Origin of the sequence: Roseomonas sp. E05 (genome assembly GCF_030063475.1) — a bacterium.
In the GTDB taxonomy this organism is placed as follows: Bacteria; Pseudomonadota; Alphaproteobacteria; order Acetobacterales; family Acetobacteraceae; genus Pseudoroseomonas.
Window position 1 is genome coordinate 1 of sequence record NZ_JASIRT010000024.1, and the last position, 25,417, is coordinate 25,417.

At 66.7% G+C, this 25,417-nt stretch carries 22 protein-coding genes and 3 pseudogenes; 16 read left to right on the forward strand and 9 right to left on the reverse strand.

What is annotated here, in order from left to right; all coding sequences use genetic code 11:
• Window positions 1–109 (forward strand): annotated as a pseudogene (locus tag QMO56_RS19255) (IS5/IS1182 family transposase); the annotation flags it as partial.
• Between the two features lie 93 nt (window positions 110–202).
• Here QMO56_RS19255 and QMO56_RS19260 read toward each other — a convergent pair.
• The gene (locus QMO56_RS19260; protein ID WP_283528426.1) at window positions 203–1,660 is read right to left on the reverse strand and encodes a PLP-dependent aminotransferase family protein; all 1,458 of its coding nucleotides are present in this window, start codon (window positions 1,658–1,660) and stop codon (window positions 203–205) included.
• Window positions 1,661–1,808: 148 nt separating this feature from the next.
• Between QMO56_RS19260 and QMO56_RS26940 the strand changes: the two are divergent.
• The 3 genes and pseudogenes from QMO56_RS26940 to QMO56_RS19280 all read left to right on the forward strand — a co-directional run bounded on the left by QMO56_RS26940 (window position 1,809) and on the right by QMO56_RS19280 (window position 4,007).
• A pseudogene (locus tag QMO56_RS26940) lies at window positions 1,809–2,374 on the forward strand (FMN-binding negative transcriptional regulator).
• A 25-nt stretch (window positions 2,375–2,399) separates the two neighbouring features.
• On the forward strand, window positions 2,400–3,293 hold the full coding sequence (locus QMO56_RS19275; protein WP_283528430.1) for a dihydrodipicolinate synthase family protein: 894 nt from the start codon (window positions 2,400–2,402) through the stop codon (window positions 3,291–3,293).
• A gap of 63 nt (window positions 3,294–3,356) precedes the next feature.
• Window positions 3,357–4,007: a LysE family translocator gene (locus QMO56_RS19280; protein ID WP_283528432.1), complete on the forward strand. Its 651-nt coding sequence runs from the start codon at window positions 3,357–3,359 to the stop codon at window positions 4,005–4,007.
• 266 nt (window positions 4,008–4,273) lie between these two features.
• Here the strand turns inward: QMO56_RS19280 and QMO56_RS19285 are convergent, their stop codons facing one another.
• From QMO56_RS19285 to QMO56_RS19315, 7 genes are all read right to left on the reverse strand, one after another.
• Window positions 4,274–4,492, reverse strand: a complete 219-nt coding sequence (locus QMO56_RS19285; RefSeq protein WP_283528434.1) for a hypothetical protein — start codon at window positions 4,490–4,492, stop codon at window positions 4,274–4,276.
• 9 nt (window positions 4,493–4,501) lie between these two features.
• Window positions 4,502–4,843: a hypothetical protein gene (locus QMO56_RS19290; RefSeq protein ID WP_283528436.1), complete on the reverse strand. Its 342-nt coding sequence runs from the start codon at window positions 4,841–4,843 to the stop codon at window positions 4,502–4,504.
• Window positions 4,844–4,907: 64 nt separating this feature from the next.
• Window positions 4,908–5,426, reverse strand: coding sequence for a helix-turn-helix domain-containing protein (locus QMO56_RS19295; protein WP_283528438.1), 519 nt, complete (start codon window positions 5,424–5,426; stop codon window positions 4,908–4,910).
• Window positions 5,427–5,743: 317 nt separating this feature from the next.
• Window positions 5,744–6,031 (reverse strand): hypothetical protein, encoded by a 288-nt coding sequence (locus QMO56_RS19300; protein ID WP_283528439.1) that lies wholly within the window; start codon window positions 6,029–6,031, stop codon window positions 5,744–5,746.
• A 2-nt stretch (window positions 6,032–6,033) separates the two neighbouring features.
• On the reverse strand, window positions 6,034–6,669 hold the full coding sequence (locus QMO56_RS19305; RefSeq protein WP_283528561.1) for an AAA family ATPase: 636 nt from the start codon (window positions 6,667–6,669) through the stop codon (window positions 6,034–6,036).
• Between the two features lie 1,131 nt (window positions 6,670–7,800).
• Window positions 7,801–8,199 carry a helix-turn-helix domain-containing protein gene (locus tag QMO56_RS19310; RefSeq protein WP_283528441.1) on the reverse strand — a complete coding sequence of 133 codons (399 nt, stop codon included), beginning with the start codon at window positions 8,197–8,199 and terminating at the stop codon, window positions 7,801–7,803.
• Window positions 8,199–8,462 (reverse strand): type II toxin-antitoxin system RelE/ParE family toxin, encoded by a 264-nt coding sequence (locus QMO56_RS19315; protein ID WP_283528443.1) that lies wholly within the window; start codon window positions 8,460–8,462, stop codon window positions 8,199–8,201. The genes QMO56_RS19310 and QMO56_RS19315 overlap by 1 nt, the downstream gene beginning before the upstream one ends.
• Window positions 8,463–8,623: 161 nt before the next feature.
• Here QMO56_RS19315 and QMO56_RS19320 point away from each other — a divergent pair, with 161 nt between their 5' ends.
• The 12 genes from QMO56_RS19320 to QMO56_RS19375 all read left to right on the forward strand — a co-directional run bounded on the left by QMO56_RS19320 (window position 8,624) and on the right by QMO56_RS19375 (window position 23,536).
• A complete protein-coding gene (locus QMO56_RS19320; RefSeq protein WP_283528445.1) occupies window positions 8,624–9,346 on the forward strand; it encodes a recombinase family protein in 723 nt (240 codons plus the stop codon).
• Between the two features lie 177 nt (window positions 9,347–9,523).
• Window positions 9,524–11,359, forward strand: a complete 1,836-nt coding sequence (locus QMO56_RS19325) for a class I SAM-dependent DNA methyltransferase (protein WP_283528447.1) — start codon at window positions 9,524–9,526, stop codon at window positions 11,357–11,359.
• A complete protein-coding gene (locus tag QMO56_RS19330) occupies window positions 11,356–12,720 on the forward strand; it encodes a restriction endonuclease subunit S (RefSeq protein WP_283528448.1) in 1,365 nt (454 codons plus the stop codon). Before QMO56_RS19325 ends, QMO56_RS19330 begins: the two co-directional genes overlap by 4 nt.
• On the forward strand, window positions 12,717–13,646 hold the full coding sequence (locus QMO56_RS19335) for a GIY-YIG nuclease family protein (RefSeq protein ID WP_283528450.1): 930 nt from the start codon (window positions 12,717–12,719) through the stop codon (window positions 13,644–13,646). Before QMO56_RS19330 ends, QMO56_RS19335 begins: the two co-directional genes overlap by 4 nt.
• A gap of 72 nt (window positions 13,647–13,718) precedes the next feature.
• Window positions 13,719–14,408 (forward strand): hypothetical protein, encoded by a 690-nt coding sequence (locus tag QMO56_RS19340; protein ID WP_283528452.1) that lies wholly within the window; start codon window positions 13,719–13,721, stop codon window positions 14,406–14,408.
• Window positions 14,405–17,530, forward strand: coding sequence for a type I restriction endonuclease subunit R (locus QMO56_RS19345; RefSeq protein WP_283528454.1), 3,126 nt, complete (start codon window positions 14,405–14,407; stop codon window positions 17,528–17,530). Before QMO56_RS19340 ends, QMO56_RS19345 begins: the two co-directional genes overlap by 4 nt.
• Before the next feature lie 65 nt (window positions 17,531–17,595).
• Complete coding sequence (locus QMO56_RS19350) at window positions 17,596–17,838, forward strand: type II toxin-antitoxin system Phd/YefM family antitoxin (RefSeq protein ID WP_283528456.1); 243 nt, start codon at window positions 17,596–17,598, stop codon at window positions 17,836–17,838.
• Window positions 17,838–18,227, forward strand: a complete 390-nt coding sequence (locus QMO56_RS19355; protein WP_283528458.1) for a type II toxin-antitoxin system VapC family toxin — start codon at window positions 17,838–17,840, stop codon at window positions 18,225–18,227. Before QMO56_RS19350 ends, QMO56_RS19355 begins: the two co-directional genes overlap by 1 nt.
• Before the next feature lie 55 nt (window positions 18,228–18,282).
• Entirely contained in the window at window positions 18,283–19,074 is a 792-nt protein-coding gene (locus QMO56_RS19360) for a hypothetical protein (protein ID WP_283528460.1), read from the forward strand.
• Between the two features lie 597 nt (window positions 19,075–19,671).
• Window positions 19,672–20,010 (forward strand): hypothetical protein, encoded by a 339-nt coding sequence (locus QMO56_RS19365; RefSeq protein ID WP_283528461.1) that lies wholly within the window; start codon window positions 19,672–19,674, stop codon window positions 20,008–20,010.
• 709 nt (window positions 20,011–20,719) lie between these two features.
• Window positions 20,720–21,310 carry an HD domain-containing protein gene (locus tag QMO56_RS19370; protein ID WP_283528463.1) on the forward strand — a complete coding sequence of 197 codons (591 nt, stop codon included), beginning with the start codon at window positions 20,720–20,722 and terminating at the stop codon, window positions 21,308–21,310.
• Window positions 21,311–22,039: 729 nt separating this feature from the next.
• Window positions 22,040–23,536, forward strand: a complete 1,497-nt coding sequence (locus QMO56_RS19375) for a hypothetical protein (RefSeq protein ID WP_283528465.1) — start codon at window positions 22,040–22,042, stop codon at window positions 23,534–23,536.
• Between the two features lie 93 nt (window positions 23,537–23,629).
• On the opposite strand, the pseudogene QMO56_RS19380 reads toward QMO56_RS19375, so the two are convergent.
• Window positions 23,630–25,110, reverse strand: a pseudogene (locus tag QMO56_RS19380) (ISL3 family transposase); the annotation flags it as partial.
• Window positions 25,111–25,417 lie beyond the last annotated feature (307 nt).

A 25,417-nucleotide genomic window follows, 5' to 3' on the forward strand; every position in this document is an offset into this window, starting at 1 on the left:
CTTCCGGCGTCTCACCATCCGCTATGAGCAACGGGTCGACATCCATCTGGCCTTCACCACACTCGCCTGCGCCCTCGTCTGCCTCAATCAAATCCGAAGGTTCTGTTAGACGTTCTAAGGCCGATCGAGTATCAGGCTCACTGGCTGTCCTGGGCCGCGCATTGCGCGTCGAAACGGCTGCTGGAGGCGCGATCGCCTTGGTTCACCCCTGTTGACGCGAGCGGATCACTGCGGTCAACAACTCGATCCCCCGCTCGATGCTGGCTGCATCGAGCGCACCGTAGCCGAGGATCAGACCGGCGCAGTCTCGATACGGGACAGACCCGGCGCGGTCGCATAGCGGGCTGATCGGATAAATGCCGAGACCGGCGCTGGCTGCCTGCGAGACGAACTCCTCTTCCGCTGCGCGGGGAATGTCGTTCAACCACGCCACGACGTGCAGCCCGGCATCGGCGCCGACCACCGTCACCGCGTCGCCGAGTTTGGCCGACAGCGCCGCCAGAAGGGCCGAACGCCGCTTGCCGTTCTGACGGCGAACGCGCCGGACATGCCGCTCGTAGGCGCCGCTTTCAATCAGGTCGGCCAGGGCTTCCTGTTCCAAGCTGGGCGCGTGCCTGTCCGCCAGTCGCTTCGCCTGCGCGAAGGCATTTGACAGCGCCACCGGAACCACGAGGTACCCGAGGCGCAGGGTTGGCGAGAGCGTCTTGGAGACCGTGCCGAGATAGATGACCCGGCCCGCGTCATCCATGGCCTGCACGGTTGGGATCGGGGCGATGTCGTAGCGGTACTCGCTGTCGTAGTCGTCCTCGATCACATGGGCACCCTCATGCCGCGCCCAGGCAAGGAGTTCTCGCCGACGGCCGACCGACATGACCCCGCCGAGCGGAAACTGGTGCGACGGCGTGGCATAGGCCAGCCGTGCCGGAGGCAGTCCCTGTGTCCGCATGCCTTCCTGGTCGACCGCGACAGGCACCACCTCCGCCCCGGCGGCCAGGAACACCTGGCGCGCGAGGTTGTAGCCCGGGTTCTCCATCAGAGCTCGATCGCCCGGGTTGAGCAGCAGCCGCGCGCAGAGGTCGAGGCCCTGCTGCGAGCCGTTGACCACGATGATCTGCTTCGGATCGCAGCGCACCCCACGCGCCCGCCACAGGTAGCCCTGCAAGGCAGCCCGGAGGCTGGGTGAGCCGCCGGGATCCTCATAGCGGAGGCGCGGCTTCCGGCGCAGGACCGCGCCGGTGACGGCCTTCCTCCAGGCGAGCATGGGGAAATCGTCGGCCGCCAAGTCACCGTAGCGGAAATCCACCACCAGCCGCGCCGGGCCGACAACGGATGGAAGCGGAAAGCTTGCCAGCCTCTGTCCGAACGCCGACAGCCGGTCGGGACCTGTGGGCATGGTAGGCTGTCCCGGGCAGGCGGAAAACTGGCCTAACCCTTTCGCGACCTGCGTCCGGGCGCCCTGCCGTGTCACCAGGTACCCTTCCGCGATGAGTTGCTCATAGGCTGCGGTCGCCGTTGTCCGCGAGACGCCCCATTCCGCGGCCAGCGACCGGGTGGAGGGCAGCCGGGCACTGGGGCCGAGCAGGCCGGAGGTGATCTGGGTCTTGATTGCCTCGCAGAGCCTCTGGGTAACCCGTTCGGGTGCAGGAGCTTCCGGCTTCATGGGAACGAACTGGCCCAATCCAATTGGAGAGAACTGGACATTCCTTGTGGGCCATTGCTCGGGCATGGTCTAGCCCGACCTGGGAGCCGCACCGATGTACGTCCCGCCTGCCTTACGTGAAGATGAAATCGCCGCCCCGCATGGTGCGATGCAGGCCGCGCGCTTGGCGAACCTCGTCACCGCCACGGGCGGGGGGCCGGTCGCGACACCGCTGCCGCTCTTCCTTGCGCCGGACGAGGGGCCTTGTGGCACGCTGTATGGCCATCTGGCGCGGGCGAACACCCAGTGGAAGCTGCCGCCGGGCAAGGCCATGGCACTGTTCACGGGGCCGGACGCCTATGTCAGCCAACCTAGTACCCGTCCAAGCTGGAGCACCAGAAGGTCGTGCCGACCTGGAACTACGTGGCCGTCCATGCCTACGGACCGGCCGAGTTCTTCGAGGATGCCGACCGCCTGCTCGACGTCGTCACCCGGCTGACGAACCTGCATGAACAATCCCGGGCCAAGCCCTGGGCCGTTACCGATGGGCCCGAAAGCTTCATCCGCGCAACTCCAGGGGATCGTCGGCCTGCGGCTGCCGATCACGCGGCTGGAGGGCAAGCGCAAGATGAGCCTGAACCGCAGCGCCGAGGACCGGGCGGGTGTGGCGCCGGGCTCGCGGCGAGCCCGCAGGCTTCCGACCGCACCGTGGCGCCATTGATTCTGGTTGAGTGAGCCCAGCCCCTAGATGAGCCAAGCAATGCCCGAGATGTTCCGCGGCCTTTCAGCCTTCCCCCTCACGCCTGCCGCCCCTGATGGCCGCATCGACACCGATGCTCTGGTGCGCCTAGTGCAGCGCTTGGCCGCAGCGGAGGTGGACTCCGTCGGCCTGCTGGGCAGCACCGGGACTTACGCCTATCTGACTCGCGCCGAGCGGCGCCGCGCCATCGAGGCCGCCTCAGGCTACTTGGGCGGGCGGGTTCCGCTAATCGTGGGCGTCGGTGCGCTCAGGACCGACGACGCGCAGGATCTGGCGCGGGATGCGGAAGCCGCTGGTGCCGATGGCCTCCTCCTGGCCCCGGTTTCCTACACCCCACTCACCGAGGAGGAGGTCTTCCAGCACTTCGTCGCCGTCGCGGAAGCCACGCGGCTGCCCCTCTGTATCTACAACAACCCGGCGACGACCCACTTCACCTTTTCTGACGCCCTGGTGGCACGGCTGGCGGAGCTTCCCATCGTGGCCGCCGTGAAGAACCCGGCGCCTCCGGCCGCGGAAGCGCAGGGGCGGCACGAGGGGCTCCGCGCCAGGATCCCTGGCACCTTCGCCATCGGCTACAGCGGGGACTGGAATGCCGCGGCCGCCGTCCTGGCGGGTGGCGACGCCTGGTACAGCGTCGTCGGCGGGCTGCTGCCGGAGCCCACCCTGAAGCTCCTCCGCGCGGCTCAGGCGGGAGACGAGGGGGAAGTGGCGCGCTGGGAGGCCCGTTTTCAGCCGCTCTGGGACCTCTTCAAGGAGCTCAGCAGCCTCCGGGTTGTCTACGCGGCGGCGAGCCTGCTGAATCTCACCCAGGCGCAACCACCGCGTCCCATCCTGCCTCTCGGAGACAGTGACCGGCAGCGCGTCGCCGCAGCGCTCCAGATGCTCGAGGGCTGAGCGTGCGATCCCAGCCCGCCGCCTCAATAACCTCGCTTCGGCGACGACCGGGAGTGCATGAAAATGCCTGACTTGTCCCAACTGGCCCTGTACTTGGCGGCGGCCCTGTTGCTCGCCATCACACCTGGCCCGGGCATCTTCTATGTCGCGGCGAGAACCTTAGCGGGCGGGCGGGCGGAAGGTGTCGCCTCCAGCTTCGGCACTGGGCTGGGCGGCATGGTCCACGTGATGGCAGGCAGCCTGGGCGTCTCCGCCATCGTGCTCGCGAGCGCGGAGCTCTTCACCGCGTTGAAGCTGGTCGGCTCCGCCTACCTCGTCTGGATCGGCCTCCGCACGATCCAGGCCGCCCGCCGCGAAGGACTGGCGGCCCTGAGCGGCGCCCCCGCCGCACCGCCGGTCGGGCCGCGTCGCGCCTTCCGGGAGGGTGTGCTGGTCGAGGCGCTGAACCCGAAGACGGCGGCCTTCTTCCTGGCCTTCGTGCCGCAGTTCGTCGACCCGCACCAGGGCAGCGTCGCCTTGCAGTTCGTGGTACTCGGCTTCGTGTCGGTCGCGCTCAACACCCTGGCCGACACTGTGGTGGCCTTCGCGGCGGGCGGCATTCGGCAAGGCGCCGCGGCACGCCCCACCCTGGTTCGCCGCCTGCGCGAGGGCTCGGGCGCTGGGATGATCGCCCTCGGCATCGGTTTGGCCTTGGCAAAGCGTCCCGCCACCTGACCATCGGATAAGGCTGCTTGCCGGTCTGTCTATGTCCGCTTGTCGGGATGCCACCAAGCCGTTTCGATGGCCGCAACGGGCGCCAAGCTGACCCCGCGTCTGCGGCCCGCAGGCGGACCATCCGGACGGCCGGGAAAACCGCTTCTTTCGACGGCCTGTTGCGATGTCTAGGCACGCTAAGTCTGGCTTAGCGTGCGTGCGACGGCGCGGCCGGCGGGTTGCCGCAATGAGCGGGCCTGGAGATGCCTGGGCTGTCAGCCCGCTGGCTAATGCACCGGCTCGGCAACGGTCGGCTTGTCGCCACAGCGCGAGCAGCGCAGCCGCTCAATCACCCGTCGGATCGGCGTCACGCTGGACACTCGGTGCCGGACGGTCAGTGCGCCAATCCGCGGCTTGGTGCTGCGCCCGCAGCTGCACACCACGTGCAGCCGCAGCCCGGCCAGCAGGAAGACCGGGTCCGCAGGGTTTGACCGGCTGTCGTTCATCGCTGCCGCTCAGGCCAGCTGCAGCCGTGCTGCCGCCAAGGCATCGCGCGCCGCCTGCAGCGCGGCCAGAGACCTCTGCGCTTGGCGCTGACCGGCCGCATCGTTGCGGTCCAGGTCGTCGATCTGCTCCTGGGCGGCATCCACGCCCTCGGTCAGCGCCGCGTGGAGGTCCGTGACACGCTCGTGGAGCAACGCGCGCTCGGCGGGCGGCGTGTCCGTCAGCCAGTCCGTGACCATGGCCTCCACAGCACGGCGGACACGGCTAGGATCGGCGGCACGCTGCGCCAGTTCGGCCAGGTGTTGCAGGGCGCAGGTCACGGGGGCAGGCGGGCGCGGGGGTCTCTTCGCCATCGGGGTCTCCAATGGCAGAGAGGTAAGTTCGGAACAGAAGAAGAACAAGTGTGGCTATTGCTGACTAGGTCGCCTCCCCTCCCCCAGCCAGTCCCCATTTCACCAGCAGGGCCTGCCGCTCAGCCTCCGTGATTGGCGGTGGTGCGGACCATTCGGCTTCCTCCTGAGCCTTGTTTTCAGAGTCGGATTCTAAGGCTTGCCGGTTTCCGGTATCGCTTGCCCAGGTGGTGGGCGGCCGAAACAGGTAGGCGTTGGTGGCCTGCACCCACCGCCGCCCCTGGGCGGCGCCCCGCTGGACGCGCAGCAAGCAGCCGAGCGCCTCCAGGCGGTCCAGGGCGCTCTGCACGGTGGAGCGCGCCAGCCGCGCCTCCTGGGCGATCTGCGCCAGCGCCGGATCGCAGGCCCCTGCCCTCCCCCAGCCGCGGTAGAGCAGCGTCCAGAGCACGCGCAGGCCCGTCTCGCGCAGCGCGCCGCCGTGCCGGCCGGAGCCGGGGCAATGGGTGGCACGCTCGTAGCGGCGAGCGGCATCCATGATCCGCAGGCGGTCGGCATGGCCGAGCCGCTGGCGCTGCCACGCGGCCACGGGGACGGAGCCGCGCCGTGGAGGGCGTGGGTGAAAGAGAGGCATGGCTCACCGCCAGCCGTCAGCAGGGCGCAGATTCCCCTCGTCGCAAGAAGCCTTGCGATTTCGCGGGCGCGTGCTTACCTTTGGAGTGCAACGTCGTTCGGGCGCCGCACGCGCTACGGACTATGAGGGGGTCGGTTCTGGTGGTTCGCTGCCTTGGCCGGCCCTTTCTGATTCTCGGCCGGCGGGATTGCGCGGCCGGGGGTAATGATTCCCGTCCCGCGCTTTCGTGACAAGTCCTTAGTTTTCAGTAGGCTAGATCTCTAGCTAGATAGCTAGTCGCTCGGTAGATCCAGCGCCTTTAGCTGCTGCCGGACCCAAGCGCGAAGGGCTTCCTCCACAATGTCCTGTTTTTCCCGGTTAAGCTGCCGATGCAGGTACTCGATCTGAATGGACAGGCGCTCTGGCAGCTTAGTGTTGAGCTGGACGCGCAGATCGTCCCGGACGCGCGGATCCTGCCAGGGCAGGGTAGGCTTTTGAGACTCCGGCGCCGCTGTGGCGCCGGCGATGAATTCCTCCGGGCTGACCGGCGGCTGCCGACGGCCAGGCATCTTGATCGCCACGGTTAGGCTCCAAACAGCTCGTTGTGAAGGAAAGCAATCTCCGAGCATGCCTTGGAGTCCCGGCGCGGCATCTCGTCCACTGTCAATCCCTCGCCCGCTGAATGATTGAAGGCAGCCCGGAACACGGTCATGCAGTTGAGCAGCCGGAAGCGGGGCATTTCGGCCAGGATCTCGGTCGCCTCTCGGCGGGCGCGATCCACGGCAGAAGGCGGCACCTGGGACAGCGCTACCACGGCCTGGAGGTTATCATTGAACCCTTCGGCCAGAGCCACGACTTCCTGCATCTTGAGCAGAGTCCAGAAGTCGAAGCTGCCGGGGCGCAGAGGCATCAAGAGTGTATCGGCCGCTAGCATGGCGGAGCGGAACTCCTGGCTGTCTGCGCCGCCTGTGTCTACCACTACGTCATCATAGTGGCGGGCCAGTTCCCGCAACTCGACGTGGACCTTGCCGCCGCGCAGGCTGACGCACGGAAGCTGCGGCACTTCCGGGTGCTCCTTACGTGCGTCGCTCCATGTCGAAGCGGTCCCCTGACTGTCGGCGTCCACCAACACCACCGTATGACCGGCGGTCTTCCTGGCAACAGCCATGTGCGTGGCGAGCGTGGTCTTGCCGACGCCGCCCTTTTCTCCCCCGACCATCACTATCAATGACTTACCCTCCCAGATAGCTAGCTAGTTAGAGCGTACGCGCAGTCTGAACGGCCGTCTAGCTATCTAGCTAGTTTGCTTAGCAAGTAGCTAAGTATCTAGCTAGATAGCTATCTAGGCGTGCGGGCAAACTGGTGCAGGAGGGCTTTCCTCCTGGACTGGAGCGTAATTCCACATTGATGCTGGGCGGGGAGAACAGCATTGGTTCGCGAGCACTTGCGGACAAGGCGTGGGCATCCTTTGAGCCTTTCGTGGCGCCGGCCAGCCCGCGACCACCGGCGCGTGCCGGACGCCATCTTCTGGATTGCCTAACCGGGCGCGCCGGGACGTGGCCTATCCGCCGAGCTGGGAAACTGGAGCTCGATGTTCCGTCAGTTCCGGCGCTGGGCTGCCTTGGCACTGTAGGACGTCATGCTGGAAGCCTTCCAATAGCGGCGGCGAGGCCGACCTATTGCAGATGATCGACAGGACCATCATCCGGGCGCACCACGGCGCCGCCAGTGGAAAGGGGAACCCACCGCCATGGTCTCGGCCGCTCGCACGGTGGCTTCATGAGCAAGCGCCAGATCCGCGGTAACGCGCGTGGCTGCCTGCTCCCTCCACCCAAGTGCCGGGCAGGAGGCTGACTGCTCGAGCTAGGAGGCGCTGATGGAGAACCGCGACAGCGATCCCGCCATTATGCTCGGCGGCGAGGGCTGCAACGGCGACCCGGTCCGGCAGGATCTGCGCAACTGAGCGCCCTGCCGGAGATCCCGACCAAGCGCAGCCGCCATACCCAGCATAGTCTCAACCGACCGCTCCAAGTGCTCCGTAACCGCATCGAGAGGTTCATCAACCGCCGGAATAACAACCGCCGCAGTGCGACCTGCTACGGCCAGACAGCCAACGGTTTCCTCGGCTTCGCCGTCCTGCCCTCAATCCAGTTATGAGCCAAGTTTATACATACTATCTAGCTAGTTAGCTATCTAGCTAGATAGCTAACTTTGTGAGTCCTCCCACCACCAGGGTACTACAATGCTCTCTCAGAAAAGGGTGAGCTGCACGGCAAGTGTCAACTACGAAGAGGGAGGGGTAGGGCAGCCACATGATGCAGCCGCTCTGCCTGCATGGCGTGCGGGAGCACTACTCGCTCGGCGTGGCGAGCAGGTCCTCGACCTCGATCCTCAGGACCTTGGCCAGCCGCACCAGCGCGGCCGCACTGCCGGGCTTCTTGCCGCCCTCGATTTCGGAGAGATAGGCAGCGTTGACCTCGGCCATGGCGGCCAGGGCACGCGCCGTCATGCCACGATGCTCGCGCCAAACGCGGACGGGGCTTTCCCCCTCGGCGAGGCGGGAGACCTCCTCCAGCGTCAGGCTATCGGCGCGGACGGCCGCGAGCCCCTCCGCCGCGATACGCCTGTCGAAGGCGGCCAGCGCCGCCCGGTCGGCGACATCCTCCGCGGCCTTCAACAGTGCTTCATAGTCCGCCCGGCGGAGGGTGACGGTATCCGCCGTTTCGGCGAGCGGTCCGATGTGGGTCATCAGTCGTAGACCTCCCTGCGGTGGGCGATGCGGATCACGAAAACATCGCCCTCGATGACGGTGAAGATGGCGCGCCAGTCGCCTTGCCGCACCCGAAACCGCCCGGGCGGCTCGCCCCGCATCGCCTGCACGTTCGGGTGCAGGGCCTCGGGATCCGCGGCAATTGCTTCCAGACGCGCCTTCAGCTGCTCCCGCTCCCGCTTCGGCACGGCCAGAAACTCTTTCACGGCACTGCGGGGGAGGATCAGCGTCACGGGCAGCATGTTAGCCAGCAGCTAACATACGCACAAGCGGAATCAGCTAATAGCTAATCTCAGCCTTGGATTTTGCTATCTTGCCTCGGGAGGCTGGCGAGCCGGCAAAAGGCTAAACGGTCGTTTAGCCTCTTGCTATCCAGCGCGAGCGGAGCCGAAAATGGCCCGGCATGCCGCCCGTCATCGCCTATTACCGTGTCTCCACCGAACGCCAGGGCCGCTCCGGCCTAGGACTGGATGCCCAAGCCGCGCGTTGCACCGCCTTTGCCGTCCAGAACCGTCTGGAGGTGGTCACCACCTTCACCGAGGTGGAGACGGGGAAGGGGAGTGACGCGCTGGACCGCCGGCCGCAACTCGCCGCCGCATTGGTCGCCGCGAAACGGCAGCGCTGTGCTGTGCTGGTCGCCAAGCTCGATCGGCTGAGCCGTGACGTGCACTTCATCGCCGGCCTGATGGTACAGCGTGTGCCGTTCCTCGTCGCTGAACTCGGCGCCGACGTTGATCCCTTCATGCTGCACATCTACGCCGCACTCGCCGAGAAAGAACGACGCATGATTTCCGAGCGGACCCGCGCAGCGCTCGCCGCACGCAAGCGGCAGGGTGCTGTGCTGGGCAACCGCACCAATCTCGCCACGGCACAAAAGCTGGGTGCCGCCCGCACGGCGGAGGAGGCGCGACGTTTTGCGGCGAATGTTGTCCCCGTCATCCACCAAGTTCAGGCTAACGGCATAACAAGTCTCCGCGGGGTTGCTGCGGCACTGAATGCACGCGGTGTACGGACCGCGCGCGGCGGCAGGTGGGCGGCGACGCAGGTGGGCATGGTGCTGGCACGCGCCGCACCGAAGCCCGCCCCGGCTATGAGCTTGAATGATTTGGGGAACGGGCGTGGTTAAGAACTCTGGGCAAGCCTCAGCCACTGCACCACGGTTGCTGTGGCGTCTGGATGAGAAGGGTCTCCCGTCTCACGCCCCAATCGCCTAGGCGTGGAGGTCTCAGCGCTCCTGCGCCATCATGTTTTCCCTACCCGGCCAAACACCAGCATCTTCATGCGAGCAGAGTGAGCCCACCCGATGAGCCAGTCGCAATCCCTCTCCGCCCTCATCTGGTCCGTGGCCGACCTGCTGCGGGGCGACTACAAGCCCTCTGAATACGGCCGCGTCATTCTTCCCTTCACCGTGCTGCGGCGCTTGGACTGCGTGCTGGCGCCCACCAAGGAGAAGGTTCTGGCCGAGGCGAAAGCCAAGGAGGCGATGGGCATCAACCCCGAACCCTTCCTGCTGCGCATCACCGGCGTGCCCTTCGCCAATACCTCGCCCTTCGATCTCAAAACCCTGATGGGCGACCAGGACAATCTCGGCGCCAACCTCGACGCCTATATCCGCGGCTTCTCCGCGCCCGTCCGAGACATTTTCGAGCGCTTCCGCTTTACCGAGCAAACCGACCGGCTGCGCAAGGCGGGCCTGCTTTACCAGGTGACGGAACGCTTCGCAGCCTTCCCGCTACACCCCGACCAGGTCAGCAACCATGACATGGGGTTGGCCTTCGAGGAGCTGATTCGGAAGTTCGCGGAGATTTCCAACGAGACGGCCGGTGAGCACTTCACCCCGCGTGACGTCATTCGCCTGATGGTGAACCTGCTGTTCATCGAGGACAGCGACATCCTGACACCCGGCACCCGCGCCGTGCGCACCATCTACGATCCCACGGCCGGCACCGGGGGCATGCTCTCCGTCGCCGCCGAGCACCTGCTGGAGCACAACCCGCAGGCCTCGCTGACCATGTTTGGGCAGGAACTGAACGACGAGAGCTACGCCATCTGCAAGGCGGACATGCTTATCAAGGGCCAGGACGTGCGCAACATCGTGCCCGGCAACACCCTCTCCGAAGACGGACACGCGGGCAAGAAGTTCGACTACATGCTCTCCAACCCGCCCTTCGGTGTGGAGTGGAAGAAGGTCGAGAAGGAGGTCAAGCGGGAGTACGAGCAGCAGGGCCACAATGGCCGCTTTGGGCCCGGCCTGCCGCGCATTTCGGACGGCTCCCTGCTCTTCCTGCTGCACCTCCTGAGCAAGATGCGCCCGGCGCAGGATGGCGGCAGCCGCATCGGCATCGTGCTCAACGGCTCGCCGCTCTTCACGGGCGGCGCCGGCTCGGGCGAGAGCGAGATCCGCCGGCACCTGCTGGAGAACGACCTGGTGGAGGCGATCATCGCCCTGCCGACTGACATGTTCTTCAACACCGGCATCGCGACCTATGTCTGGATCCTCTCCAACCGCAAGCCGGAAGGACGCCGCGGGTTGGTGCAGCTGATCGACGCCTCGGCCATGTGGAGCAAGATGCGCAAGAGCCTCGGCTCCAAGCGCAAGCAGATGGGCGACGACCTCATCGACGAGGTCACGCGCATCTTCGGCGAGGCGGCCGAAGCGCAATTGGCCACGTTGACCCCCGCCGATGGCCGCGTGAGCCGGGTGGTGGTGCGCGCCGGGCAGGCGCCGCCGCCGCCGGAGGGTTGCACGGTGAAGCTGGCCCCGATGGCGCGGCTCTTCCGCAACGAGGAGTTCGGCTACCGCACCATCACGGTGGAGCGCCCGCTGCGGGACGATACCGGGGCGGTGGTGCTGGGCCAGAAGGGTAAGGGGAAGGGCAAGCCGCAGCCCGACAGCGCCCTGCGCGATACGGAGAACGTGCCGCTCGCCGAGGACATTCAGGCCTACTTCGCCCGCGAGGTGCTGCCGCACGCGCCGGATGCCTGGATCGACGAGGACAAGACGAAGGTGGGCTATGAGATCCCCTTCAACCGACACTTCTATGTCTTCGAGCCGCCGCGGCCGCTGGCCGAGATTGATGCGGACTTGAAGCGGGTGACGGACCGGATCCGGACGATGATCGAGGGGCTGGCAGCGTGAGTGTCAAGACGTATCCTGCTTATCGGGAGAGTTGTGAACCTTCCATTGGACTGCTGCCGTCAACCTGGACCGCAAGAAGGCTGAAATTCCTCGCCACTGTCCAGACTGGTGTTACCAAAGGAAAGGATACAGCGGGCTTCGAAACGGTCACGGTATCATACCTGCGCGTCGCCAACGTTCAGGACGGCTACATTGACTTAGATGATGTAAGCACGATTGAGATCGCTGCCAGCGATGTTGAGCGGTATCTTCTTCGTTCAGGCGACGTCCTGATGAACGAGGGAGGCGATTTTGACAAGCTAGGTCGTGGTCACGTTTGGAGGGGGCAAATCTCCAACTGCGTTCATCAGAACCATGTCTTTGCTGTCCGAACGCATTCCATTGAGCCAGAATGGATCGCGATGGTGAGCAGCGCGGAGTGCGGACGGTTTTTCTTTATGTCTCGTGCAAAGCAAAGCACCAATCTTGCTTCCATTTCCTCGTCAAATTTGTTGGAACTTCCTGTGCCCTGCCCACCTACTTCGGTGGAGAGGCGGGCCATTCTGACCTTTCTCGACCACGAAACCAGAAAGATTGACGCGCTGGTGGCCGAGCAGGAGCGGCTGATCGCGCTGCTGAAGGAGAAGCGGCAGGCCGTCATCTCCCAGGCCGTTACCAAGGGCCTCGATCCCGACGCCCCGATGAAAGACTCTGGGGTGGAGTGGCTGGGGGAGGTGCCGAAACATTGGGAGGTTAAACCTCTCAAACGTTGTGCGGCATTTGTCAGCGGGGGCACTCCCAGCAAGGAGCGTGAGGACTACTGGCAAGGCGACATCCCTTGGGTTTCCCCTAAGGACATGAAGCAGTGGGTCGTGTCCGGTGATGCTGACGGCATTACGCCCGATGCCGTTGAAGCGAGCAGGCTTACTCTGCTTCCGGAGAACTCAGTTTTGGTTGTAGTCCGCGGGATGATTCTGGCGCATTCGTTCCCAGTTGCAGTGAGTGGCCGGCAAGTCACCATCAACCAGGATATGAAGGCGCTTCTGCCCAAGGCAGGCATTGCCGCGATCTTTCTTGGGCGCTTCCTGTCTGCCAACGCCAAGGCAGTTGCTGAGTGGATTGACGAAGCAGGACATGGAACCCGCGCATTGCGCATGGAGGGTTTCGTGTGCCTGCCCGTTGCTATTCCTCCGGAAGATGAGCAGAACAGGATAGTCTCTTACCTGACAGAGGCCCTCGCAAAGCTCGATGCTCTTGCGGATAACGCCGAACGCGCCATCACTCTCCTCCGCGAGCGCCGCGCCGCCCTGATCTCCGCCGCCGTCACCGGCAAGATCGACGTGCGCGACCTTGCGGCCGCCGAAAAGGCTGCTGCCGCATGACCGCCGCGATCGGCCGCTCCCTCGAACTCTACTACATCGACGGCCGCCCGGACGGCATGCTCACTGCTGAGCTGTTCAACTGGACCGGCCATGTGCTGATGGCCCCGCGCACCCAGATCGCGGCGGCCCTCAAGCGCCCAGAAGCCAGCTACGCGGGTATTTACCTGCTGATCGGCGAGCAGGCGGGCGAGCCGCGCGCCTATGTCGGTGAGGGCGAGGACATCAGCGCCCGCATCAAGGCACACGACACCGCGAAGGACTGGTGGACCAGCGCCGTGCTGGTCACCGCCGCGGCCAACAAGCTGAACAAGGCGCATGTGCGCTACCTGGAGGCGCGGCTGATCGCCGAGGCCCGTACCATCGGCCGTATGCCGCTCGACAATGCCACCAGCCCGCCTCTCCCCTCGCTGAGCGAGGCCGACGTGGCGAAAATGGAAGCCTTCCTGGAGAACCTGCTCATCGTCCTGCCGGCGGTGCGGGTGGACATGTTCATCCAGCGCGCACGGCCGGCTATTGGCGGCGGCGCGACCCTGACGACCTCACCGCGGCCGGCACAGGCTCCTGCCGCCGCGCCGGTGCGCTTCACGCTGGAGACACCAAAGCACGGCCTTAAGGCCACTGCCGTGCTGATCGATGGCGAGTTCGTGGTCGAGGCCGGTTCGCTCGCGCGCGACAGCTGGGTGGGCCAGAACGGGCAAAGCGCCTCCTACGCGCCGCTGCATGCCGAACTGGTTAATGCCGGCATCCTGGCGCCCCAGGGCGCTGTGCGTGTCTTCACCGAAAACTACGCCTTCAAGAGCCCCAGCGCCGCCGCGGCCGTGATTAACGGCCGCAACACCAGCGGCCCCGCCGCCTGGCGGCTAGAAGGCGAGGGTATCACTTACAAGGAATGGGAGGCCAAGCAGTTGGCCGCGCCTGCGACCTAAGCCAATGAGCCTGCCACAGGACGGCATCATCCGGGGTCGCAGGGACATGGGGCCCAGTGCGGGGATGGCCGTATGAGCATTCCCATGCGCGCAGTGTTCGAGCAGCTTGGCTTCGAGGAGGATTGGTCGGCGATCACCGACGAGGCGCCTGCCTATCAATATGACTTCGGCAACCTGCGGCTTAAAGCCGTTCAGGTCACCAACAGGCACTTCATGCCCGTTTTCCTCCTCAGCGGCGTCCATCGGGATGCGCGCAGTCTGCGTACGGTACGCTTTGAGACGCCTCTCGAAGTCGCATCCTTGGAGCAGGGCGTTGCCCTTCTTGCGCACGCCGTTGGCCACAGCTCCCAACTAACAGAACCGGCGCCTTGGCTTGAGCAAGGACGCTCCTGGCAGCACCACCTGCCCTGGGAGCGGGACCGCAGAGCCTATGAGGCTCGGCCTCATTGCGCAGTCGAGCGCGACTGGTTCCGCATGCCCGCGCAGCAGCTCCGGCCATTGGCCGAAACCGCGACGGACGAGAATGTCGCGACTTTTACGTTTAACGGCCGAACCCTGATCATCGATGCGGCTGGCACTTGCCTGCCCATGCCCGCTCAAGGAACCGCCTGGCCGGAGAGCTACCGTGTCCGACTCCTGGAACTGTCGGCGCTGCCAAAACGCCTGATTCGGCCCGTCATCCGCGTCGGGGTCTGGGAGGGGCGGCTCACCATCAACCGGCTCTCCTTGCGAATCCTCCAGACAGAGCCGGAAACACCATGAGCCTCCACAAGGAACTGGCCTTCGAGGACAGCATCTGTGGCTACCTGGCCGCCCATGGCTGGCTCTACGAGGCCGGCGCCGCCGCCCGCTACGACCGCGCCCGCGCCCTCTTCCCGGAGGATCTGGTCGCCTGGGTGCAGGAAACCCAGCCCGAAGCCTGGGCCAGCCTGGAGAAGACGCAGGGCCCCGCCGCCCCCACTGTCTTAGCCGACCGGCTGCGCGCCGCGCTCGACAAGCAGGGCACGCTGACCTTGCTGCGGGACGGGTTGGACATTGTCGGCCTGCGGCAGCGCCTCGCACTCTGCCAGTTCCGCCCCGCGCTGGCGATGAACGCCGATCTGCAGGCCCGCTACGCCGCCAACCGGCTGCGCGTCGTACGGCAGGTCCGCTATTCCCTGCACAGCGAGGCCTGCCTTGACCTGGTGCTATTCCTCAACGGCATCCCGGTTGCCACGGCGGAACTGAAGTCCGACTACACGCAGTCGGTAACGGACGCGATCAACCAGTACCAGTACGACCGCCTGCCACGTGTCGCCGGCCGCAACCTCCCGGAACCGCTGCTCGCCTTCCCCGGCGGAGCCCTGGTCCACTTCGCCGTCAGCAACAGCGAAGTGGCCATGTGCACCCAGCTGGCCGGCGCCGACAGCCGCTTCCTGCCCTTCAACCGGGGGAACCAGGGCGCTGCCGGCAACGAGCCCAACCCGCAGGGCGCCCCCACCGCTTATCTGTGGGAGGCGGTCTGGCAGCGCGACAGCTGGCTGGAGATCCTCGGCCGCTATCTGGTGCCGGTGAAGGACGACAAGAAGCGCCTGAAGGGCTGGATCTTCCCGCGCTACCATCAGCTGGACGCCACGCGGAAGCTGGTGGCGCAGGTGCTGGAGGACGGGCCGGGCGGCAAGTACCTGGTCCAGCACTCGGCCGGCTCGGGCAAGACCAACTCCATCGCCTGGACGGCCCACTTCCTGGCCGACCTGCACGACGCCGGGAGCCGCAAGCTGTTCGACACCGTGCTGGTGGTCTCCGATCGCACGGTGCTGGACAAGCAGCTGCGGGAAGCCATCGAGAGCTTCGAGCGCACCCTGGGCGTCGTCGCGGTGGTCACCGGCGACGGCGGCGCCAAGAGCGCCGAGCTGGCGGCGGCCCTCTCCGCCGGCAAGAAGATCGTGGTCTGCACCATCCAGACCTTCCCCTTCGCGCTGGAGGAGGTGCGGCGGCTCTCCGCCAGCAAGGGCAAGCGCTTTGCGGTGATTGCCGACGAGGCGCACTCCTCCCAGACCGGCCGCGCCGCCGCCGAGCTGAAATCGGTCCTCAGTCCGGAGGAGCAGGCGGCGCTGGAGGATGGCGGCGAGGTCGACGCCGAGGACATCCTGGCGGCCAAGATGGCGGCCCGCGCCGACCAGGATGCCGGCATCACCTACGTCGCCTTTACCGCCACGCCCAAGGCCAAGACGCTGGAGCTGTTCGGCCGCCGCCCGGATCCGACACGGCCCGCCGCCAAAGACAATCTGCCCGCCGCCTTCCACGTCTACGCCATGCGGCAGGCGATCGAGGAAGGCTTCATTCTCGACGTCCTGCAGAACTACACAGCCTACAAACTGGCCTTCAAGCTCACCCACAACGGCCAGGAGCTGACCGAGAAGGAGGTGGACGCCGCCGAGGCCAAGAAGGGCATCATGGGCTGGGTGCGGCTGCACCCGCACAACATCGCCGCCCGCGTCGAGATCGTGGTGGAGCACTTCCGCCAGAATGTGGCCCACCTGCTCGGCGGCACGGCCAAAGCCATGGTGGTCACCGCCAGCCGCAAGGAGGCGGTGCGCTGGAGCAAGGCCATGGCGGCCTACATCGCGCGCAAAGGCTACGGGATCGGCCTGCTGGTGGCCTTCTCGGGCGAGGTGAACGATCCAGAGACCGGGCCGGAGCCGCTCACCGAAGGCAACATGAACCCGGATCTGCGCGGGCGGGACCTGCGGGAGGCCTTCGCCACGCCGGAGTTCAGCCTCCTGCTGGTGGCCAACAAGTTCCAGACCGGCTTCGACCAACCCTTGCTCTGCGGCATGTACGTCGACCGGCGGCTCGGCGGCATCCAGGCAGTGCAGACCCTCTCCCGGCTGAACCGCGCCCATCCCGGCAAGGACACCACCTACGTGGTCGACTTCGTCAACGAGCCGGAGAAGATCCTGGAGGCCTTCCGGCTCTATCACACCACGGCCGAACTGGCCGGGGTCAGCGATCCGAACGTGGTGCTCGACCTGCGCAACAAGCTGGAGGCCACCGGCTACTACGACCGCTTTGAAGCCGAGCGCGTGGCCCGCGTGGCGGTCAACCCGAAGGCGGCGCAGGGCGACCTCGATGCGGCCATCGGCCCGGTCAGCAACCGGCTGCTCACCCGCTTCAAGCAGGCGCAGGCCAGCGCCCGGGCCGAGCCGGAGAAGTCCAGGACCTGGCAGGCGGCCAAGGACGAGATGGACGCGCTGCTGCTCTTCAAGCGCGACCTCGGCAGCTATATCCGCGTCTACGAGTTCCTCGGCCAGATGTTCGACTACGGGAACACGGACTACGAGAAGCTCTACCTCTTCGCCAAGATGCTGCTGCCGCTGTTGGACTACGGCCGCGAGCGCGAGGGGCTGGACCTCTCGGTTCTGAAGCTGACGCACCACCGCATGCGCGACCTCGGGCAGCAGAAGCTCAACCTCTCGGGCGGTGAGGCGGGCCCGGCCCTGACGCCGGTCACGCAGGTGGGCTCCGGCCAGGTGCAGGACAAGCACAAGCTGCGCCTGCAGGAGATCATCCTGGCGATGAACGACCTCTTCGAGGGCGAGATCACCGAGGGGGATGCCGTGGCCTATGTGGACACGGTGCTCAAGGAGAAGATGCTGGAATCGGAACTGCTCCGCAGCCAGGCAGCCGCCAACACCAAGGAGCAGTTCGGCAACTCGCCGAACCTCAGCGATGAGCTGATGAATGCGATCATGGACGCGATGGCCGCGCACCAGGCCATGAGCCGGCAGGCGCTCAACTCGGACAACATCCGCGGCCGCATCCTGGCAACCCTGCTCGGCCCGGGGCAGCTCTGGGAGGCGCTGCGAGCCAAGCAGGACCTTCCAGGTCGGGCGGCGCCCTGAACCAAGGGGCAGTCCTAACTGGACTAAGCTTAGTCGAATTCCTATCTTGGCGGCCGGAGGCTCTCATGCAGACCGTCAACATCCACGCCGCCAAGACCCACCTTTCGCGCCTGGTGGACGCCGCCGCCGCCGGCGAGGAAATCCTCATCGCCCGCGCCGGTCGCCCCGTCGCCCGCCTGGTGCCGTTGCAGGACGCCCCCGAGCGGCCGCACCGTCGCCTTGGCCGGTTGGCCGGCCAGCTCACCGTGCCGGTCGACTTCGACGCGCCGCTGCCGGACGCCGTGCTCGACGCCTTCGAAGGGCGCTGATGCGCCTGCTGCTCGACACCCACCTGCTGCTCTGGGCGCTGGCCACGCCTGAGCGGCTGGACGCCGCCACGCGCGCGGTGCTGGAGGAGCCTGACAACGAGGTGCTGTTCAGCGCCGCCAGTCTCTGGGAGATCGCCATCAAGGCGGGGCTCGGCCGGGCGGATTCTGACTTCGAGCCGCAGCAGATCTTCCAGGCGGCGCTGGACACCGGCTTCGTCGAGCTGCCCGCGCGCTCCGCCGCGGCGGTGCTGGTCGCGGGCTTACCGCCACACCACCGGGATCCCTTCGACCGCCTGCTGGTGGCCCAGGCCATGGCGGAGCCTGTCCGCCTCTACACCGCCGATCCGCTGCTGCCGCCCTATTCCGAACTCGTCACCCTTGTTCGCTAAGCTGTTCTCAGCTTGGCGAAGGCCGGCGCGCAGCAACCTGCCGGAGGCGGGCTCCGTGCTGGGCGTCGACGTCGGCTATTCGCCGACCCAGGCCAGCAGTGCGGTCTGCCGGCTCGATTGGGATCAGCAGGAGATCCGCTGGACGCTGCAGCGCTTCCGGGCGCGCCCCGAAGAGCAGCTCCACGTGCTGCGCAGCGTCGCCGGCCCGGGGCGCTTGGAGGCGGCGGCCCTGGATGGCCCGCTGCGGGCGGGCTTCGATGTCATCGGACGCTACCGCACGGCCGAACGGATGCTGACGCGTCGGCTGCCGCCACGGATCGGCAAGCCCGGACAGGCCAGTGCGCCGGTGGGGCAGGCCCTCAACGCCGCGGCCAACAGCTGCGCCCGGATTATCCTGGCGCATGGCGATCTGGCGCCGGCCCGTCATGCGGTCCCGATCGACGCCAAGGCGGTGGTGGAGGCCTTCCCCAGCAGCTTCCTGGGGGTGATGCTGGAGGATCCCACGGCTGTCCCGGCCCGCCGGCAGGACCGCTCGGACGTGTTCTTTCAGCACCTGGTCCGCACAAGTGGCCTGCAGCGCTTGCTGAACCATCTCCTGCCCGGACGCTCCCTTACCCAGCCCCTGACCGCCGTGACCAACCACGATGAACGGGCCGCGCTGGTCTGCGCCCTCACCGCGCTGGGCGTGGCCGCCCGGCAGTTCGTTGCCGTGGGCGATGCGGATGGCTGGATCATCCTACCGCCGGCGCCCTTCCTGCAGGGCTGGGCCCTGGCCGATCTCCAGGCGAACGCGGCGGCAGAAGCGCCCGGCGCCCTCCACGTGTCGGCGGGACCCGGGCCGGTATAGGTCTCTCTTCCAAGCAGGCGAATCCGCCAGCCAGCACGACGGCCTGCATTGCCACGCGGCGAGCCAGAGCGAGAGGCGGAAGCGGCCAGAACGAGCTGTGACTCTTTTGGCCCCCATCATTGAAGAAATCCATTTTCCGCCGGCGACTATCGCTCCGCCTGCAACCGGCGGGCCTGGAGCGCCCCGCGTCGGCGAACAGCTTTGAAAAGCCCGGAACCGCCGGATAAATGGGATCCGGGCGAGGGATTGTCCGAAGTGGATGGCGTGCCCACCGGCAGGGGCGGTCGCATTGCCCATGGGCCGCGCGGCGGAAGCACCGGGAAGAGGTCACCGCACTTCGCAGCTGCTGTAGTGGCCGACGCCGTGTCGCCGGGGCGCGCCCCGTTCCAACACCCCCGACGCGGCGCTGGGCGAAATGCCGATTATGCCGCGGGTGAGAAGTCCACTTTCCTGGCCCCGTAGCCCCGCCGTGGATGCGCCAGGATTTGCCGCTCCGGGCACCCGCTCAAGTCGTGACGGCAGGATGGCTCTGGCGGGCAGTACCGATTCGGTGCTGCGGCGCCATTCTGCAACGTGTGATGCAAGGATAAGCAACGGATGTTTCCACGAGAGTTCGACCATCGCCCCAGCTTGACGCAGGCGGTGCGTATGCTGGTCCAGGCTGCACAGGCCGAGGCGAAATCGCACCGCGCGGTTGAGGAGGCTAGACTCATCCGCAGGAGCCTGGTGGAGGAGCTGAGCGAAGCGACCGCGGCGTACGACGCTGCGGATCAGCCTCAGGAGCTCCTCCGCCTTTATATCGGGCTCGACGACAACCTGGTGGCGGCCGAGAAGCAAGCCGCGGTGCATGCGGCGCGGGTCGCAGCAGCCTGTGCGTATCTGCAGACGGTGGAGGACGAGCTCTTCGGGCGCGCCATGCCGCAACAGTTGGATTGATCCCGAGCGCGGCGTCCGCATCAGCGGGTGCCGCGCGCGTCTCTCCCTTCGGCCAGAAGCGAGCCGCCGCTGACCCTGCCAGGTAAGGCGACGGCGTTCTGTAGCGGGCTGCGGCCACCCTTCCTCCATCTTCCAAACCAACGCTAGGGAAGGGGGAGAAACTTCTCCCTATCGGCGCTGAACCCCTTCTGCGGCAGCGCAGACTCTCCTTGGCGCCGCCCGCGGTGCATCCGCGGTCCATACCTGGCTCCGCATCCAGGTCATCCTCCGGCGCCGGCGAGGCGCGACGCATTGCTATAATGGTGTGCCACAGCGCCACCATGCGCTGGCGCCGCTGCACGGCCCATGCCGCCTGAGCCAGCGCAGCCGACTGGCACGCTTGTGAGAGAAGCCGGATCCGCATTTCCAGGATCCAAGGCCAGGCGACCGCGTTCTCACGATACACCGCCCCCTTGGGTTACATCACCCTCGCCAAGGCCGGAGCGTCCAGATCTTCCGCAGAGGCTGCCAACGGATGGCGCAATTTGGCTTGCGCCGGGACCGGATCACATCACCGGCGCCGGGGCGACCAGCGTCTCTCTACCAGGTCCGTGCCGCCTGTCGGTACGCGCTGCCCGCGCTTATGGCGCTGGCAGGACACCGGGAACATATAGAAAACTGAAGCGCTGCCGCTCCAGCGGCGGCTGCCATTATCAGGAGGACTTTGTCCATGTCCGAAGCGTCGTGTGCCACCCGCGCGTGGAACCGGCTGTCCGAGGCTGCCGCTTTCGCGCTCACCCTGCATGCCGCGCAACTGCGCAAAGGCACCGAGATTCCCTACATCGCCCATCTGCTCTCCGTCGCCGCCCTGGTGCTGGAGCATGGGGGTGACGAGGATCTGGCAATCGCCGGCCTGCTGCACGACGCGGTGGAGGATTGCGGGGTGGAGCATGAGGCGGTCATCGAAGCACGCTTCGGGGCGCGGGTGGCGGCCGTGGTGCGCGACTGCACCGATGCTGACAGCTTCCCCAAGCCGCCCTGGCAGGCGCGCAAGCAGGCTTATCTCGATCATCTAGAAACGGCGAGCCCCGACGCGCTGCTGGTCTCGGCCTGCGACAAGCTGCACAACGCCCGCGCCATCGCAACCGATTTGCGGACGCATGGTCCGGCCGTGTTCACGCGGTTCAAGGCCGGGCAGGCGGGGACGCTGTGGTACTACCGGGCGCTCGCCGACGTCTTCACCCGCCGGCTACCCGGCCCGCTCGCCCGCGAACTGAACGATGTGGTGGCGGCGGTGGAGCGGCAGACCGCCGCCCTGTGATCGCTCGCCTTGTCCAAAGCTGAGCACCCCCTTCGCCTGCTGCCGAGGTGCCGCCCGCAGGGCGGTCACGGCGGTGCAGCAATCGGGCATGCTCCTCCAGGCGGATCTCTCTGAGAGGCTAAAAGCCCTGAAGAGGGCCGCGGACAAAGAGCAAGAAACAACGTCCGAGCTGACCGGAAACGTTAGGCCAAGCAGAGGGCAAAATCCGCCGCGACGGCTCGGGGCATGCCGGAGGAGGCAACAGCCGCCTCCGACCGCCGCACTCTCTGGGGTGGGTGAAATCGGCGTAGAATCCCAAATCCGTCTCAAATCGACAGAATCTCACGGTTTGTCTCAGCCATCTCAGGCAGCGGTGAGACACCGAAAGGCCTTTCCCGCCTGGCAGGGCTGGCGTGCTTCTACGGTGCCATGTCGCCCACGGAGCTCTGAAAGGGTCCGGCTGTTCTCCTGCGCATCCTCGGCGAGGCCCACAACTCTGGCCGACCGCGAGAGGCACGGAGGCGATTCCGCTAACGGGCTAATAGCCGAAAATACCTATCGATACGAATACGCAACCATCGGCCAGTTGTCGCCCACGATTCCGCGCAAAACACCCTACCGAACACGTTAGAAGAGAGGCATAACAGGAACCAAAAGTGGTGCCATTGAGCGTCGGCCGCTTGGACTATATTCCTGCCGCTCACGCGTCAGCGCGTCACGCCTCCCTGGCCGTTCCGGAGGAATTCCCTCATGTCCGCCGCCGTCATCGCCACGCCGCCTGCTCCGTGGTCGCCCGCATTCCTCGACAGCGCCACCTATCTCGCGCTCGATCTCCAGCCGCGGCACCCGGCCGCCGTCGCGCTGGTGGAGGCGCTGACGCAGCGGGCCCTCGCGGCCGACACCCGACGAAGGAATCAGCGGCGACAGGCTGGGCTTGCCAAGCTTCGCCATGCGGTCGGTGCCATTGTCGGCGGGCTGCTGCGCGCTTGGTGGTCCCAGGATCCGCCACGGCCGGTTTGGCACAGCAATCAGGCCGAGGCGTTTACTCCCCGGTTGTCCCAGTACGATCGCTTGCCGATCCTCTCGGCTGGGGGAATGGACCGCGCGCCGATCGTCGGGCGGCGGGTCTTCAAGACGGTGATCGACACCCTGAAGGCCGATCAGCTCATCGCGCACAAGCACGGCGTCCGTCTGCCGCCGCAGGCTGCCGTCCGGATGGGCCAGGGTCGCCAGGTCAAATCCGCCCGCTACTGGCCCACAGCAGCACTGCTGCATCTGGCGGAGGCGCAGGGCCTGACGCCGCAGACAATCGCCCGGGCCTTTCGCGCCCCGCCACCGCTGCGCGCTCCCGTGTCGCGTCCGCCCATCATGCTGCGGCCACTTCAGGGCACCCTCTGGCAGAGACGGCGCGCTGCTGGACGGCCGCCGGTGCAGCGGGTGGAGGCGGAGCACCGCCAGCCCTTATCTGCGGCGCCGCCTTGCCTCGCCGAGGAGGTGGCGGCGCACAATGCCTTGGCCGCCACGACCCCGATCACCTTCCCCACGGAGACGCCGTGCCACCAACCGCAATGGTATCGGCTGTTTCTGGGCTCCTGGCGCCTGCATGGACGATGGTATGCCACCGGAGCGGGGAGCGATCCCGCGGTGGGCCATGTCAGCAGCTATGCCAATCTCAAGTCTCCCCAGCGGGCGCAGCTGCGGATGGGCGGCGAGCCGGTGGTGGAGTTGGACGTGAGTGCATCCCACCTGACGCTCTTGCTGGGCCTGTTGGGGGGCACATTGCCAGCGCACGATCCCTATGAGGGGCTCTCCTACCCGCGTGCGGTGGTCAAACAATGGGTTCTTGAAGTCTGTGGCAAAGGGCGGCCGCCCGGGCGCTGGTCAAGCAAGCGTCTTGCGGAAGCCCTCCTGCCGACCGAGCCGATCAAGGTGGTTGGTGCGGCGGTGATGCAGCGCTTTCCGGAGCTCGAACAGCCTGCCACGGTTGTGCCGGACGCCGTCGTGGCGGAGGTTGGTCGCTCGGCCGAGAGCCTGGTCACCCATTACCTGACGGCGCGGGAAGCCGAGGCCATCAGCTTGGCCCTGCGCGCGCTGCGCGCGCAGGGTATCCTGGCACTCCCGGTGCATGACTCTTTGATTGTGCCGGTTCGGGCCGAGCAGGCGGCGCGCCAAGCGATCACTGCGGGGTATAGCGCGGTGTGCAACTTGCAGCCACGCATCAAAGCCAAGCCGCGGCCGAACAGCTGAGGTCCTCGAGCCCCGGTGCTGCGGGGGCTCCGAGGCAGCGGGGCGCGCTCCGTGGAGGTGGGTCGTGTCTCATCGCGTGGTGTAGGAGGCCGCTTCCGTAACGGAGGCGGCCATCGTGTTGATCCTGGCTAGGGTTGGGTTGCTGAGACCGACAACCCCTGGACCATGGACCAGCCACGATGACCGACAAGACGATGGCCCTTCGGGGCCTCCTGGAGAAGTCTGCCGACGCGTCCTTTCTGCGCAGGCATCCTGCCGGATGCGGGCGAGGTCGGCCGTGGCGCGGGGCGGCCACGTCGCGGCGGGCTGCACCAAGATCCAGGCCAGCTGCTTCGGAGAAGGGATCGGTGCTGCTCTGGCGAGCTCGGCGCCCCGGTCAGCGGCAGCCATCTGCGGGCCGTGCGCGGCGCCGGTTTCGTGCGTCGTTCAGCGACGAAGCGGTGCACCTGCCGGTGAGTCCCCGCGAAGCCGTGGCCGCGGATCTCGCGCCAGAGCGCCATGGCGTTCTCGCAGCCCTCGGCCATGCAATGCTCCAGATGAGCGAAGTAGGGGTCGAGACGAGACAGACTGGGTCGGCGAACGGCCCGCTCCGGGAAGCTCTCGGCTTTGGCGTACTTCCGCACGGTTGCGCGCGCCAGACCCGTGGCACGGGCAATCGCCAGGAGGGTCTCGCCTGCGAGATGGCGTCGGCGCACGTCCTCGTAGGACATCAGCTGGCGAGCGCGGCTGTCGAGGCTAGTGGCGATCTCGGCCGCGCTGCGGTGGCAGGCACGCAGGCGTTCTCCAGGCTGTCGTCCGTCCCCATCGGGCAGAGCGGGCAGCTGTCTCAGCCGGCCGTGAACGCGGCCGAGCCAGCGCTCGAGAGCTTGGCGCATGTTGAGGAGGAGATGCCATCGGTCGGCGACCTGGAGCGCGGCCGGCGCACCGGCGCTCGCCGCTCGGGCGTACTCGGTCGAGCGGTCGCGGGCGACGATCTGGATGCCGGGATGGCGACGTAGCCACGCGGCGACGGTTCCCCCCGACCGGTCAGGCAACAGGTCGATCGGGCGTCGTCGTTCGAGATCGACGAGGAGCGTGCCGTAGGTTCGGCCCTTGCGGATGGCCCAGTCGTCGATGCCCACGGCTCGCGGCGGATCCGGTCTCGGCAGCGGGAGGCGATGCACGAGGCGCAGGATCGTATCAGGGCTGGTTTGCATCCCCAGATGGCCGGTCAGGCGAGCGCCGGCCTCGCCGCCCACTGTAAGCCCGATCCGGGTCTGAGCCTGCGCGAGGCGGCGCGTCCGGCGCGCTCGCGGCGGCATCAGCCGCGGGAGAGGCTCGGCAAACGTGCGGCGGCGGCAGGCGGAATGATGGCAGTAGAAGCGTCGGATACGCAGGCGCAGCGTCATGGGCTGGCCGAGGCTCGGCAAGTCGGCTGGACGGCGATCGTAGCGGCTGTGAACGGCAGAGCTGGACGTGCCACAGGCCGGACACCGACCATGGACACGGCGCGCATGCGCGACGACGACGAGGCGACCGTTGGTCCGGATGACGCGTTCAATGGCGCAGTCAGGCAAGGATAAGGACAGGATCATCCGCCTCGTGAAGCAGCCTGCGCCAACCTCGTCATCGCGACCGTTCCACGCAAAGTGCGGGAGAACCACCAATTCGAAGGAGGATCAGTATCGGCCGGAGCATCATCGCCTTGAACCGCCGCAACACCGGGCGCCGCTGGCCGAAGACACCCTACAGACGGGCCCTCCGGCAACGCTTTCCGCGCAACCTCTACCATCAGCGCTGGCACATCGAGATGGTCTGATCGCAAATGACAAGTTTTGCCTGAGCCGCTTCGGACGGCTTCGGCTGGACTGGTGGCGTAAGCCGCTGTCTCGGCGCCTGGCT